We start from the raw sequence: 14,710 nt of genomic DNA on the forward strand, positions 1-14,710 counted from the left end.
CTAAGTCGTACCTGGTGGCACGAGACCCCAGCTTTCGCTGGGGTGACGGAAAACTACAGGTCGATCAGCATCCGCGTGGGATCCTCGATCGCCTCCTTGATGATCTTCAACGCGGTCACCGCCTCGCGGCCGTCGATCAGCCGGTGATCGTAGGACAGCGCCAGATACATCATCGGGCGCACAACGATCTCGCCGTTCACCACCACCGCGCGATCCTCGATCCGGTGCAGGCCGAGCACCGCGCTCTGCGGCGGGTTGATGATCGGGGTCGACATCAGCGAACCGAACACGCCGCCGTTGGAGATGGTGAAGGTGCCGCCCTTCATGTCTTCCATGGTGAGCTTGCCGTCCTTGGCCCGCGCCCCGAAATCGGCGATGTCCTTCTCGATCCGCGCGAAGCCCTTCTTGTCGGCATCGCGGATCACCGGGACGACCAGCCCGTTGGGGGCGCTGACCGCGACCGAGATGTCGACATAGTCGTGATAGACGATCTCGTCGCCCTCGATATAGGCGTTGGCCGAGGGGACGTCCTTGAGCGCGAGGCAGGCGGCCTTGGCGAAGAAGCCCATGAAGCCGAGCCTTATGTCGTGCTTCTTGGCGAACAGGTCCTTGTATTTGGTCCGCGCCTCGATGACCGCGCTCATGTCACAATCGTTGAAGGTGGTGAGCAGCGCTGCTTCTTCCTGCGCGCCCTTGAGGCGGCGGGCGATGGTCTGGCGCATCCGGGTCATCTTGACCCGCTCCTCGCGGCGCTCGCCGCCGGTGCTGGCCGGGGCCTTGGCCTCCTCGGCGGGCGCTGCGGACTGCGCGGCGGAGCCGTCCTTCTTGGCCTTGGCGGCGGCGATCACGTCTTCCTTGGTCAGACGGCCATCCCGGCCCGACCCCTCGATGATCGAGGGATCGACGCCGTGTTCGAGCACCGCGCGGCGCACCGCCGGGCTTAGCGTAGCGCCGCCGTCCTTGGCCTGTTCCTTCGCCGGAGCTGGAGCGGGGGCCGGGGTGGGCGAAGGAGCGGGGGCCGCATCCTTGGCTTCGGAGGCCTTGGCGCTGTCGTCGCTCTTGGCAGCGCCGGCGCCGCCTTCCTCGACGATCGCGAGCACCGCGCCGACCTCGACGGTATCGCCTTCGGCCGCCTTGAGTTCCTTGATCACGCCCGCGACGGGGGAGGGGACCTCCACCGCGACCTTGTCGGTCTCGAGGCTGACGATCGCCTCATCCACCGCCACGCTGTCGCCGGGCTGCTTGAGCCATTCGCCGATGGTGCCTTCGGTGACCGATTCGCCCAGGGTCGGGACTTGGATTTCCGTAGCCATGATATGTTCCTCAGCCCTTCGCGGGGTTAGGGTTGGAATTGCCGTTGCGCAGCGCAGCGCCGCCATCGTTGAGACCCAGCGCCATGCTCACCAGCGAGCGCTGCTGCTCCTCGTGGCGACGGGCATAGCCGGTGGCGGGCGATGCCGCCATCTCGCGGCCCGCATAGAGCGGACGCTTGCCCTGGTGGCCGGCCTGCGTCAGCGCATCCTCGATGCGGTTCTGGACGAAGAACCAGCTGCCGTTGTTCTGCGGCTCTTCCTGGCACCAGACCACGTCCTCGAGATTGCCCATCCGCGACAGCCGCAGCGCCAGCGGGTCGCCGGGGAAGGGGTAGATCTGCTCGACCCGGATGATCGAGACGTCGTCCAGCCCTTCCGCGTCGCGCTTCTCGATCAGGTCGTAGGCGACCTTGCCCGAACACAGCACCACGCGGCGCACCTTGTCGTCGGCGATTTCGAGCGGGTCGGACACGATCCGCTGGAAATGCGACTTGCCGGTGAAATCGCCCACCGGGCTCTTGGCCATCGGATGGCGCAGCAGGCTCTTGGGGGTCATGATCACCAGCGGCTTGCGGAACGAGCGCAGCATCTGGCGGCGAAGCACGTGGAAGAAGTTCGCCGGGGTGGTGATGTTGCAGACCTGGATGTTGTCGTTCGCGCACAGCTGCAGGAAGCGTTCAAGCCGCGCGGAGCTGTGCTCCGGACCCTGGCCCTCGTAGCCATGTGGCAGCAGCAGCACGAGCCCGTTGGCGCGCAGCCATTTGGCCTCGCCGCTGGCGATGAACTGGTCGATGATGATCTGCGCGCCATTGGCGAAATCGCCGAACTGCGCTTCCCACATCACCAGCGTTTTGGGATCGGCCAGCGCGAAGCCGTATTCGAAGCCGAGCACGCCGTATTCGGACAGGATCGAGTCGTAGACCTCGAACTTGCCGTGCGGCAGCGTGGCGAGCGGGATGTATTTGCGCTCGTCGGTCTGGTCGACCCAGATCGCGTGCCGCTGACTGAAGGTGCCGCGGCCCGAATCCTGGCCCGAGAGGCGGACGCCGAAGCCCTCGGTAACGAGGCTGCCGAAGGCGAGCGCTTCCGCGGTCGCCCAGTCGAAGCCCTCGCCCTTTTCGAACATCGCGCGCTTGGCCTTGAGCACGCGGCCCAGCGTCTTGTGGATCGTGAGATCCTCGGGGACGGTTGTCAGCGTGCGACCGAGGCTGGCGAACAGCTTGTCGGAAACCGCGCTCTCGACGTTGCGCCGCGCGGTCTCGGGATCGGCGGGCTTGTTGAGACCGGCCCAGCGCCCGCCGAACCAGTCCGCCTCGTCGGGGGTGTAATCCTTGGCGGCGGCGAATTCCTGTTCCAGCCGGTCGTTGAACTCGTCGCACAGCCCGTTGCGATAACCCCCCTCGATCACGCCCTCGCTTTCGAGCCGGTCGCCATAGATCACGCTGACCTTGGGATGCGCGCGGATGGAATCGTACATCAGCGGCTGGGTGAAGCTGGGTTCGTCGCCCTCATTGTGGCCGAAGCGGCGATAGCACCACATGTCGATCACGATGTCGCGCCCGAAGGTGTGGCGGTATTCGACCGCTAGCTTGCAGGCGAAGGTCACTGCCTCGGGATCGTCGCCATTGACGTGGAGGATCGGCGCCTGGACGCCCTTGGCCACATCGGAGGGGTAGGGGGACGATCTGGCAAATTTGGGGCTGGTCGTGAAACCGATCTGGTTATTGATCACGAAGTGGATGCAGCCGCCGGTGTCGTAGCCACGGATTCCCGAGAGTCCGAGGCATTCCCAGACGATGCCCTGACCCGCGAAGGCGGCATCGCCGTGGATCAGCACCGGGAGCACCTGTTCGTGCTTGATCAGATCGTCGCGGTTCGCCTGCTGCGCGCGCGCCTTGCCCAGCACCACCGGGTTGACCGCTTCGAGATGGCTGGGGTTGGGGACCAGGCTCATATGCACCGTGATCCCGTCGAATTCGCGGTCGGTGCTGGTGCCGAGGTGATATTTCACATCGCCCGAACCGCCGACATCGTCGGGGTTGGAGCTGCCGCCGGAGAATTCGTGGAAGATGACCTTGTAGGGTTTGGCCATGACGTTCGCGAGGACGTTCAAACGCCCGCGGTGCGCCATGCCGTAGATGATCTCGCGCACGCCGAGCTGGCCGCCGTATTTGATCACCGCCTCGAGCGCGGGGATCATGCTCTCGCCGCCATCGAGACCGAAGCGCTTGGTGCCGACGTATTTCTTGCCGAGGAACTGCTCGTATTGCTCGCCGCGGATCACCGCGGCGAGGATCGCGCGCTTGCCTTCCTCGGTGAACTGGATGGTCTCTTCGGGGGTCTCGAAATGGTCCTGCAGGAAGCGGCGCTCCTCGGTGTCCGAGATGTGCATGTATTCCAGCCCGACATTGCCGCAATAGGTCGCGCGCAGCACCTCGTAGAGCTTGCCGACGCTGACCCATTCGAAGCCGAACACCCCGCCGACATAGACCTCGCGGTCCTCCTGGCCGGCAAAGCCATGCCATTCGAGGCTCAGATCCTCGGGCTCCTCGCGGTGCGACAGACCCAGCGGATCGAGATCGGCGGCGAGATGTCCGCGCACGCGGTAGAGCCGGACCAGCAGCATGGCGCGGATCGAATCGTCCGCCGCCTGCTCGATCGCCTTGGGATCGGCTGGCTTGCCCGCTTGCTTCGCCGCCTGCGCGACCGCGAGCCGCATCTGGGTCGGGTCGAGCCCCTGCGTCCAGTCGTCCCCGGCGCCCGAGTTCTCGTGCCGCCAGCGCGGATTGTCCCAGCTCGGCCCGGGCTGCGGTCCGTCCTGCCCGGCCATCTCGGGGAGGAAATCGTGGTTCTCGTTACCCATTGCTATCTCCGGACCCCTGCGAAGGCAGAGGCGCCAAGCCCGTGGTGAGTCCCCGCGAAGGCGGGGACCTCAGGCCAATCAGTGTGAGTCCCCGCGAAGGCGGGGACCTCAGGCCACTCGCGACTCGTCTCGAATCGCATGGTCACAGATCGCCCGCCAGATCGCGCCACGTCGGATTCATTTCGACGATGCGTGCGACCTTCCATGCCCGATCCCATTTCTTCATCTGCCGTTCGAACGAACGAGCGTCGTGAATGTTCTCGAAACGCCCGAACCACACGAGGCGATGGCAATTGTATCGCTTCGTGAAACTCGAAACCGCGTTCGCACGATGCTGCTCCACCCGCCTCGCCAGATCGTCGGTGACTCCAATATAGAGGACACCCATCGGTTTGTTGGTGAGGACATAGACATAGCCAGCTTTCATGCGGTGTCCGGGCGGCCTGAGGTCCCCGCCTGCGCGGGGACTCAGCTAGTTTCGTCAGGCGAGTTCCTTGAGCATCGCGTCGAGCGTGGTGCCAAGCTCGCTGGGCGAGGGGGAGACGCGGATGCCCGCTGCTTCCATCGCCGCGATCTTGTCGTCGGCGCCGCCCTGGCCGCCCGAGACGATCGCCCCGGCGTGGCCCATGCGGCGGCCCGGAGGCGCGGTGCGGCCGGCGATGAAGCCGACCATCGGCTTCTTGCGGCCCTTGGCGGCTTCCTGCTTGATGAATTCGGCCGCTTCCTCTTCGGCGCTGCCGCCGATCTCGCCGATCATGATGATCGACTTGGTGGCGTCGTCGTCGAGGAATAGGTCGAGCACGTCGATGAAATTGGTGCCGTTGACCGGATCGCCGCCGATCCCGACCGCGGTGGTCTGGCCCAGGCCCACCATGGTGGTCTGGTGGACCGCCTCATAGGTCAGCGTGCCCGAGCGGCTGACCACGCCGACCGAACCCTTCTGGAAGATCGAGCCGGGCATGATGCCGATCTTGCACTCGCCGGGCGTCAGCACGCCGGGGCAGTTGGGGCCGATCAGCCGCGACTTGGTGCCTTCGAGCGCGGCCTTGACCTTGACCATGTCGAGCACCGGGATGCCTTCGGTGATGCAGACGATCAGTTCCATCTCGGCGTCGATCGCCTCGCAGATCGCATCGGCGGCGAAGGGCGGCGGGACATAGATGCACGACGCGGTCGCGCCGGTCTCGGCCTTGGCCTCGCGCACGGTGTTGAAATTGGGCAGGCCGATGTGGGTGGTGCCGCCCTTGCCGGGGGTCACGCCCGCAACCATCTGCGTACCGTAATCGAGCGCCTGCTGGGTGTGGAAGGTGCCGGTCTCACCGGTCATGCCCTGGGTGATGACCTTGGTGGATTTGTCTACGAGGATGCTCATCTGTCTTCCCAATCTGTTCGTCATCCCAGCGCACGCTGGGATCGCTTTCAACGAAGTCGCACCTCGCGGCACGAGATTCCGGCTTGCGCCGGAATGACGGCGGTTATTTCAGGCTTTCGTCCAGCCCCTTGCAGGCTTCGAGCAGTTCCTCGACCGCGTCGGTGCTGACCTTGAGGTTGCCCTTTTCTTCGTCCGACAGCTCGATCTCGATCACTTCCTCGGTGCCGCCCGCGCCGATCACTGTCGGCACGCCGACATACAGCCCGTCGAGGCCGTATTTGCCGTCGACATAGCTGGCGCAGGGCAGGATGCGCTTGGTGTCGCCCAGATAGGCCTCGGCCATCGAAATCGCGCTGGTCGCGGGGGCATAATAGGCCGAGCCGTTGCCGAGCAGGGCCACGATCTCGCCGCCGCCCTTGCGGGTGCGGTCGACGATTTCATCGATGCGGCTTTCCGACACGCCCTTGATCTTGGCGAAGTCCTTCACGGGGATGCCGTTGATCGTGGTGTAGCTGGTGACGGGAACCATCGTGTCGCCGTGGCCGCCAAGCACGAAGGCGTTCACGTCCTTGACCGAAACGTCGAATTCCCACGCGAGGAAGGTCGCGAAGCGCGCGCTGTCGAGCACGCCCGCCATGCCGACCACCTTGTTGTGCGGCAGTCCGGAAAATTCGCGCAGCGCCCAGACCATCGCGTCGAGCGGGTTGGTGATGCAGATCACGAATGCGTCGGGGGCGTTGTTCTTGATGCCTTCGCCGACCGCCTTCATCACCTTGAGATTGATGCCGAGCAGATCGTCGCGGCTCATGCCGGGTTTGCGCGGCACACCGGCGGTGACGATGATGACGTCCGCACCGGCGATATCGGCATAATCATTGGTGCCGGTGATCTTGGCGTCGAAGCCTTCAACCGGGCCGCACTGGCTCAGGTCCAGCGCCTTGCCCTGCGGCATGCCCTCGGCAATGTCGAACAGGACGATGTCGCCCATTTCCTTCTTCGCGGCGAGATGGGCCAGTGTGCCGCCGATCATGCCGGAGCCGATAAGCGCGATTTTCTTGCGGCCATGTTGTGTGTGGGACATGAGGCTGTGCGTCCTTCTGAACTTGCGGGACGAGATCCTGCCAAACTGGCGCGCATCCGCGTCCCGCGGTGACGCAGCGCCGGGCGCGTGCCAGCGAGTTAGGCGGCAGACATGGCGATTGCAACCCGAAAACCCGGCGCTCGTGCGACTATCTTTGCGACTTGTTCGCAGTTGCAATAAGAGGGTGCGCAGGAGTGTGGAAGGCCCGAAAACCCTGCATCGAGGAGACGTCCGGAACCGCAATCCGTTCCGGGAAACGCCGCCGCGGATCAGCCCGTCAGCGAGTGGACGTCGGTGTTGCGCTCCTGCGCCAGCAGCATGGCGGCGAGGTAATCGGGCACCGCGCGGCTGAAATAGAACCCCTGTCCCAGCGTACAGCCGGCATCGCGGACCGCCTGGACCTGCTCGATCGTCTCGAGCCCCTCGGCGACGATGGTCATGTCGAGCGTCGCCGCCATCTGCGACACCGCGCGGATGATCGCGTCGCTCTTCTTGCCGACATGCGGGCCCGAGACGAAGCTGCGATCGACCTTGATCTTCGAGAACGGCCAGTTGTGGATATAGGCGAGCGAGGAATAGCCGGTGCCGAAATCGTCGAGCGCGAACTGCACTCCCGCCGCCGAAAGCTGCTCGACGAAGCCGCGGACCACCGGGCTGTCCTCGAGGAACAGGCTTTCGGTGACCTCCAGCTCCAGCCGCCGCGGGTCGAGTCCGGCCGCCTTGAGAGCGTTGAGGATTCCCAGCGCGGCCCCCGGCGCCTTGATCTGCAACGGCGAGAGATTGACCGCCAGCGTGACATCGGCGGGCCACTGCGCCGCAGCCCTGGCGGCCTGCGCGGTGATCCAGTTGCCCAGCGCGACGATGACGCCCGATTCCTCGGCCACCGGGATGAATTCGTCCGGCTTGAGCTCGCCTTTTTCGGGATGGAACCAGCGCACCAGCGCCTCGAAGGTGCGGATATTGCCGGTATCCAGATCGACGATCGGCTGGAAGAAGATCGACAGCTCGTCGCGTTGCAGGGCCAGCCGCAGCTCGGCCTCGATCTCGCGGCGGCGCATCAGGTCGCGGGTCATCGATCCGTCGAAGAAGGAGGCCTGGTTCTTGCCGTTGGCCTTGGCGTGATAGAGCGCCAGATCGGCGGCCTTCATCAGGGCATCGGCATCCTTGCCGTCCTCGGGCAGGCAGGCGATCCCGATCGAGGCCTGCATCTCCAGCCGCTCGCCGTCGAGCCGGATCACACGGGTGATCTCGCCCTGGATCAGCGCGGCGATCTTCTCGCAGGCACGCTTGTCGGCCACGCGGGTGCAGATCACGAATTCGTCGCCGCCGAAGCGCGCCACCGTATCGCCGGCGGGCAGGCTGGCGCGCAGCCGGCGGCCGATCTCTGCGAGCACGCGGTCGCCGACCTGGTGCCCGAGCAGATCGTTGACTTCCTTGAAGCGGTCGAGATCGATCCAGAACAGCCCCAGCGCGCCGTCGACCGGCAGTTCGACCAGCGTCTCGACCAGCGCATGGTTGAGCCCGGCGCGATTGGCGAGGCCGGTGACCACATCGGTACGCGCGAGCACCTGCATCCGTACCGCCAGCTCCTGGCTGCGTTCGGCCTCGGCAATCGAATCGCGCAGGACTCGGAACACGTTGAGAGTGATCGACGACATCGCAGGAAGCAGCAGCAGCATGTTGGCCGCAAGAAGATACATTGCGAACCCGCCGAGCCACAGGCAGACCAGGATCATCGGCATGACCACCAGCAGCAGCTGGCCCAGCGCGATAAAGGGCCGCCCGGCGTTGCGTGCGCAGATCCCGACGCCGTAGCCCAGCGCATTGGCGGCCATCAGCAGATCGATCCCGTAGGGCAGTTCGAGCAGCAGGGTGGCCGCGGCGAACACGCCGAGCACCGCCGAATAGGCGAAGGCGCCGATTTCGTAGGCGGTTTCCAGCGTGCGCGCGTCGCCCGCGCCGCTGCGCGCGGGCAGGTAGAAGGCCATCACCACACGCGCGGCGGCGATCGCGGTGAGAACCGCTGCGAGAACATAGAGGCTCGACTCGCCGCTGAGATAGGCGGCGGCGAAGCTCGAGACCGCGCCATTGGCGGCGCCGATCGCGAGGCTGGTCGGCTGGGTGTAAAGCGTTCGGACGAGCAGGAGCCGGACGCGGTCGCTCAGTGCGTCCGCGCCTTCCCGGTGGGGCAGGAACCTTTCGAGGCTCGTCTGTGGCCTGTCGTTCGCCATCTCGACGGCTATAGGCTGGCAGACATCATAAATTAGTTAAGACCGGAATGGTGGTTTTCCGTGACGCGAGCAGGCCGCTCGCTCGTGGCGGATCCGGATCAGCCGATCAGCGTCTCGTCGGCGCTGTGATCCGTGGTGCTGCGGTCGAGGTCGGCAGCGAGGCGGCGATCGAGCGCGCGGCAGACGCCCAGCCACCAGCGATAGCCCTGCCGGTCACCAGTGAAGAATGCCCGCTCGGCCTGCTTGCGCGCCTCGCGCGCGGCGCCGAGCCCGTGCTCGGCAAAATGGCGCAGCGCCGCCTTGAGCATGAAATCCTGTCCGCCCAGCGCTCCGGTGAGATCGGTCTCGTCGCAAGGGTTGTCGTTGGCGGCTCGGCCGAGAGCCTTTTTGGCCAATGCGCGCGCGATCGGAGAATGCGCGGCCGAGCGGGCGGCGGCGAAATGGAACGACATTGGGGCAAGTCTCCTGGAGGCTTGCCGGTGAACTAAGCGCCTCTTCCTAAAACAATCTTCGGAAGGACGGTTTCCAACATGTGAACGCCGGGACTAGCGGGCCGCGGGAGCCTGGCCGGGCTCGGCGATCCACTGGCCGCTGCGCCGGTATTCGGCCTTGATCCCGCCGCTGTCGGGCAGGCGATCGTCGACCTTGGGGGCGCGGGCGGCCTCGACCGGACCGGCGCCGGGGGGCGGCGCGAAGGCCTCGCTGGGCGCGGGCGGGGTGGCGAAGCCGCGCGGCGCGGAAGCGTCGCTGACGGCCGGCACCGCGCTCTCGGGCGAACGCGGACGCGGCGCGGCGAAGGGCTCGCCGCCGCGATAGCTCATCGTAAAAGCATCGACCTGACCCGCGCGGCCCTTCCAGCGATAGAAGCGGTGGGCACCGATCGAGCCGATCAGATCGAGGCTGGGCGCCCAATATGGGTTCACCGCGTGGGTGTGGTAATGCGTCGCGGTGCCGACCGGGGCGAAAACCTCGCCCGACAGCGCCGACAGCGCCACCGATTGCGCGGTCGCCCAGCTGGCGCGCGCGGGCTGGCGCACCAGACTGCCGTCGCAGGTGAAGGTGAACTGGCAGCCGGTGGTGCGCTCCGAACCCTGGAACACCACCCCGCAGACGCTGGCGGGATAGGCCGGGTGCGCGACGCGGTTGAGCACCACCTGCGCCACCGCGCGCTGGCCGGCGTAGCTCTCGCTCGCGGCCTCGTAATAGACCGCCATCGACAGGCATTGCAGCGCCCGCGCGCGGTCCACCGCCGAGCCCGCCGACTGGAACGCCCGCGCGGCGAGCCCGGGGTCGTGGCTTTCGGCGAAGCGGATGGTTTCGCCCTTTACCGCCTCGGGCGAGCGAAGATCGTCGAGATCGTAGGCCTGCCCGGAGACGTCCCCGGGAACGCCGTCGAGATAGTAGAAAGCCGAGCCGGGAAAGTTGGTTTCGGCCCGTTCGAACGGCATCGCGGTGAGCGGTGCGGCCTGTTCGGCCATGCCGAACGCGCGCGCGGTCAGATCGTCCAGCCCCAGCGGCGCAGCCAGCGCTGGCACCGCGACCGCGATGGCCAGCGCGCCCACCGCCGCGAAACGCTGCCGCAGCAGCGATTTGTGCGCCAGGCGGCGGCTGCGGAGTCGGCTGCGGCTGGCGGCGCGCAGGGCGATGCGGGGATCGCTCCCCGGCGCCTCGCCCATGTCTGCCGTGCCGTGCCGTTTCACCGGTGTGAATCCTCGATATGCGCAAAGGAGCCCGCGCCATTAGCAGGCAATGCTTTCCCTAGCACTAATTTGCGCATCTCGCGCCTTGGCGCTGCCACCATCCCGAAATCGGACAGGTCGCTTGCACGGGGTAAAGCCTTCGCTTAAGGGCGCCTTCGCGTCATGGGTGCCGGTTGACGCCGGCCTAAGAGGGAACGGAGTTCGATACTTCGGCTGCCCCCGCAACTGTGACCGGTTAGGTGCGCTCCAGCATGCCACTGCGACAGCGGGAAGGCGGGGCGCTCCGGAGATCCGGGAGCCAGGAGACCTGCCCATGCGTGTCGTTCGGCCGCGGGCGGGGTGTACCGATGGCAAACGGGTGAGACTGCCCTGAGGCAGACTCCCTCCGTCATGAGCGGCGTTTCGTTCGTGATAGGAGCCTGCATTGCGTAAATTTCTGTTCTTGCTGACCGTAACTGCGATTCCCTCTGCGGTTTGCGCCCAACCCGTACAGCCTGTCGACCGGGTCGAGGAGGCGGAGGTCTTCGTCGGCGCTGACGAGGACGACGGCGATGAGGGCGCGGCCGAGGCGATCACCGTCACGGCTACCGGCCTGTTCACGCGGGTCGAGAACACCGGCCAGGCGGTCACCGTGATCGGCCGCGACGAGATCGAGGCGGTGCAGGGCGCCGACATCACCCGCGTGCTCGCCCGCGCTCCGGGTGTCTCCTTCAGCCGCAACGGACCGCCCGGCGCCTTCACCGGGGTGCGCGTGCGCGGCGGCGATGCGGAGCAATTGCTGGTGCTGATCGACGGAGTGCGCGTGGCCGATCCGGCCTCGCCCTCGGGCGGGTTCGATTTCGGCACGCTGACCACCGGCACGGTCGGCAAGATCGACCTGCTGCGCGGCTCCAACAGCACCATCTGGGGTTCGGACGCGGTCGCGGGCGTGCTCGACATCTCGACCCGCGGGCGCAGCGGACTGGCGGGCAGCGCCGAATATGGCGCGCGCGACACGCTTTCCGCCAGCGCCACCGGCGGGCTCTCCGAGGACGCCTATTACGCCGGGCTCTCGGCCTCCTATTTCCGCACCGACGGCTTCTCTTCCGCCGCAGCGGGGTCCGAAGCGGACGGATCGGAGCAGTTCACGCTGGGCGGATCGGTCTTCGTCGATCTGACCGACCAGCTCGAACTCTTCGCCAACACCCGTTACGCCAACAGTGACATCGACATCGATGGCTTCCCCGCGCCCAGTTACACGCTCGGCGACACCTCCGAGACGCAGGAGACCGAGCAGCTCTCGGGCGCGCTGGGCCTCGCCTATTACGGGCAGGACCTGACCTTGCGCGCCTCCTATGCGCTGGCCGACACCGCGCGCGACAATTTCGATACCGCACTGGGCCCCATACTCGGTAGCGCGCCGCTGTTCACCAGCGACGGCAATTCGCAGAACCTGTCGCTGCGCGGCGAATACCGGCTGATCGGCGGGCTGACGCTGGCCTTCGGCGGCAACCGCGAATGGAGCGAATACCAGACCGACAGTGACACTGGCGAGGACGCCACGATCACCGGCGCCTATGTGCAGGCGGGCTGGGTGCTGGGCGGGCTGGCGGCGCATGTCGGCGCGCGGGTGGACGATCACGACCGCTTCGGCAGCGCCGCCAGCTTCGGCGGCGATGTCAGCTACAGGGTCGGCAGCGGCTGGCGGCTCCGCGCGAGCGTCGGCGAAGGGTTCAAGGCCCCGACCTTGTACCAGCTCTATTCCCCCTACGGGAATCTCGACCTGCAGCCCGAGCAGTCCACCAGCGCCGATTTCGGGGTCGAACGCGGCGTGCGCGGATCGGATTTCCACGCCGCGCTCACGCTGTTCCGCCGCGACAGCGAGAACCTGATCGGGTTCGACAACGCCACCTTTACCTATGCCAACATCGCCCGCGCGCGGGCGCAGGGCGTGGAGGCGGAACTGGGCGTCGATCTGGCACCATCGCTGCGGCTCGCGGGCGTCTACAGCCTCGTCGACACCGAGAACCGCGAGACGGACAACGAACTCGCCCGCCGCCCGCGCCACAGCGCCACGATCTTTGCCGACTGGCAGACCCCGCTCGGGCTGGTGATCGGCGGCGATCTGCGGCTGGTCGGCGACAGTTTCGACAATGCCGCGAACACCGTCCGGCTCGAAGGCTACGAAGTCTTCGACCTGCGTGCCTCCTATCCCTTCGGCGACAGCGTCGAACTGTTCGGCCGGGTCGAGAACGTCTTCGACGAGGAATATCAGACCGCGGCGGGCTACGGCTCTGCGGGACGGGGCGCCTTCCTCGGGGTGAGGGCGCAGATGTGATCCGCCGGGGGGCCGGGTGGGGGCTGGCGGCGGCGCTGCTGCTGGCGGGATGCGCTGAGAGCCGCGTGCCCGAGCCTACCGCAGACCGCCTGCCGGCCCGACCGACCATCGTCAGCCTCAACCCTTGCAGCGATGCAGTGCTGGCGGAGGTCGCAGATCCGGCGCAACTGCTCGCGATCTCGCATTACAGCCACGATCCGCGCGCCAGCTCGATGGATGTGGCGGTGGCGCGCCGCTTCGCCGTCACCGGCGGGACGGCCGAGGAAGTGCTCGCGCTCGACCCCGATGTGGTGGTGGCGAGCCCTTTCCTCGCCCCCGCGACCCGCGCCGCGCTGGAGGACATGGGGATCGCAGTGGTCTCCTTCGGGATCGCCAGCGGGGTCGAGGACAGCATCGCGCAAGTCCGCGAACTGGCGCAGCTCGCGGGCGATGCAGCGGCGGGCGAACGGCTGGCGGCGCGGATCGCGGCCTCGGCCGTTCCGATCGAGGGCGAGCGCGTGCCGACGGTGTTGTGGCAATCGGGAGGCATCGTTGCGGGCGAGGCGGCGCTGGTCACCGATCTGCTGGGCCGCGCCGGATTCACCAGCCATTCGGCGGCGCGCGGCCTGGGGCAGGCGGATTATCTCAGTCTCGAACAGGTCGCCGCCGATCCGCCCGAACTGCTGCTGGTCGCGGGCAACGAGCCGGGGCAGAGCCATCCGCTGCTCGACCATTTGCCGGAAACCCGCGTCGAACCCTTCGACCCCGGCCTCGTCTATTGCGGCGGGCCGACGATCATCCGCGCGATGGAGCGCTTGCGCGGCTTGCGCACCGCGATGCTCGACCGCCGTTTGGCGCAGCGGACCGCAAGCCGATGACCCGCGCCATCGCCCTCTTCACCCTGCTATTGGCGTTGGCCCTCCCGCTCTCGCTGCTTGCGGGGCGGGTCTGGCTCGACCCGGCGAGCACCCCCAATGCCACGCTGATCCTCGCCGAACTGCGGCTGCCGCGCTCGCTGCTGGCGATCGTCGTCGGCGCCGGGCTGGGCGCGGCGGGGGCCGCGATGCAGGGCTATCTGCGCAATCCGCTCGCCGACCCTGGCCTGTTCGGGATCGCGCCGGGGGCGGCGCTGGGCGCGGTGGTGGCGCTGTGGTTCGGCTATGCCGCCTCGCCGCTGCTGCTGCCGCTATTCGCGTTGCTGGGCGCGGGCGGAGCGATGGCGCTGCTCGCCGCGATCGCCGGGCGCACGGGCGGGATCGCGCTGTTCACGCTCGCCGGATTGATGGTGGCGAGCCTCGCGGGCGCGCTCACCGCGCTGGCGATCAGCCTCGCGCCCAACGCCTTCGCGATGAGCGAGATCGTGATGTGGCTCAACGGCGCGCTGACCGACCGCGGCTGGCGCGAGGTCTGGCTCGCTGCGCCGCTGGTCGCGCTGGGCGTGGCGCTGCTGTGGCGCGCCGGGCCCGCGCTCGATGCGCTCACGCTGGGCGAACCGGTTGCGCGCTCGCTCGGGATAGACACCGCGCGGCTGCTGTGGCTGCTGGTGCTGGGCGTCGGGCTGACCGTGGGTGCCAGCGTCGCGGTGGCGGGGATCATCGGCTTCGTCGGACTGATCGTCCCGCATCTGGTCCGCCCCTTCACCGACCGCCGCCCCTCGCGGCTGATCCTCCCCAGCGCGCTCGCGGGCGCCTTGCTGGTGCTGGTGGCCGACAGTCTGGTGCGGGTGCTCCCGCTGGTCACCGAACTCAGGCTCGGGATCGCGCTCAGCCTGCTCGGCGCGCCGTTCTTCCTGTGGCTGCTGCTGCGGCTGCGGAGGGGGCTGCTGTGAACGGGTCGGCACAGAGTCTCGCGGCA

General features: G+C 67.3%; 11 protein-coding genes and 1 riboswitch. Of the genes, 3 read left to right on the forward strand and 8 right to left on the reverse strand.

The genetic code is table 11. The features are described from left to right. Positions 1-53: 53 nt before the first annotated feature. From odhB to ACQ5J0_RS10890, 8 genes are all read right to left on the reverse strand, one after another. Positions 54-1,313, reverse strand: coding sequence for a 2-oxoglutarate dehydrogenase complex dihydrolipoyllysine-residue succinyltransferase (gene odhB / locus ACQ5J0_RS10855; protein ID WP_462567496.1), 1,260 nt, complete (start codon positions 1,311-1,313; stop codon positions 54-56). A gap of 10 nt (positions 1,314-1,323) precedes the next feature. Then, the gene (locus tag ACQ5J0_RS10860) at positions 1,324-4,176 is read right to left on the reverse strand and encodes a 2-oxoglutarate dehydrogenase E1 component (RefSeq protein WP_462567497.1); all 2,853 of its coding nucleotides are present in this window, start codon (positions 4,174-4,176) and stop codon (positions 1,324-1,326) included. Positions 4,177-4,318: 142 nt separating this feature from the next. Beyond that, positions 4,319-4,603: a GIY-YIG nuclease family protein gene (locus ACQ5J0_RS10865; RefSeq protein WP_462567498.1), complete on the reverse strand. Its 285-nt coding sequence runs from the start codon at positions 4,601-4,603 to the stop codon at positions 4,319-4,321. 54 nt (positions 4,604-4,657) lie between these two features. Then, positions 4,658-5,548, reverse strand: a complete 891-nt coding sequence (sucD, locus tag ACQ5J0_RS10870; protein ID WP_462567499.1) for a succinate--CoA ligase subunit alpha — start codon at positions 5,546-5,548, stop codon at positions 4,658-4,660. 103 nt (positions 5,549-5,651) lie between these two features. Next, positions 5,652-6,629, reverse strand: a complete 978-nt coding sequence (mdh, locus tag ACQ5J0_RS10875) for a malate dehydrogenase (RefSeq protein WP_462567500.1) — start codon at positions 6,627-6,629, stop codon at positions 5,652-5,654. A gap of 269 nt (positions 6,630-6,898) precedes the next feature. Continuing rightward, positions 6,899-8,860 carry a putative bifunctional diguanylate cyclase/phosphodiesterase gene (locus ACQ5J0_RS10880; RefSeq protein WP_462567501.1) on the reverse strand — a complete coding sequence of 654 codons (1,962 nt, stop codon included), beginning with the start codon at positions 8,858-8,860 and terminating at the stop codon, positions 6,899-6,901. Positions 8,861-8,958: 98 nt separating this feature from the next. Continuing rightward, entirely contained in the window at positions 8,959-9,312 is a 354-nt protein-coding gene (locus ACQ5J0_RS10885; RefSeq protein WP_462567502.1) for a hypothetical protein, read from the reverse strand. Positions 9,313-9,405: 93 nt separating this feature from the next. After that, positions 9,406-10,560, reverse strand: a complete 1,155-nt coding sequence (locus tag ACQ5J0_RS10890; protein ID WP_462567503.1) for a cell wall hydrolase — start codon at positions 10,558-10,560, stop codon at positions 9,406-9,408. 152 nt (positions 10,561-10,712) lie between these two features. Continuing rightward, positions 10,713-10,889: riboswitch (cobalamin riboswitch) on the forward strand. 95 nt (positions 10,890-10,984) lie between these two features. Here ACQ5J0_RS10890 and ACQ5J0_RS10895 point away from each other — a divergent pair. The 3 genes from ACQ5J0_RS10895 to ACQ5J0_RS10905 are packed head-to-tail and all read left to right on the forward strand — an operon-like array spanning position 10,985 to position 14,684. Next, positions 10,985-12,877: a TonB-dependent receptor plug domain-containing protein gene (locus ACQ5J0_RS10895; protein WP_462567504.1), complete on the forward strand. Its 1,893-nt coding sequence runs from the start codon at positions 10,985-10,987 to the stop codon at positions 12,875-12,877. After that, positions 12,874-13,734, forward strand: a complete 861-nt coding sequence (locus tag ACQ5J0_RS10900; RefSeq protein ID WP_462567505.1) for an ABC transporter substrate-binding protein — start codon at positions 12,874-12,876, stop codon at positions 13,732-13,734. The genes ACQ5J0_RS10895 and ACQ5J0_RS10900 overlap by 4 nt, the downstream gene beginning before the upstream one ends. Then, on the forward strand, positions 13,731-14,684 hold the full coding sequence (locus tag ACQ5J0_RS10905; protein ID WP_462567506.1) for a FecCD family ABC transporter permease: 954 nt from the start codon (positions 13,731-13,733) through the stop codon (positions 14,682-14,684). Before ACQ5J0_RS10900 ends, ACQ5J0_RS10905 begins: the two co-directional genes overlap by 4 nt. Positions 14,685-14,710 lie beyond the last annotated feature (26 nt).

It is taken from the genome of Qipengyuania sp. SM2512 (genome assembly GCF_054954005.1).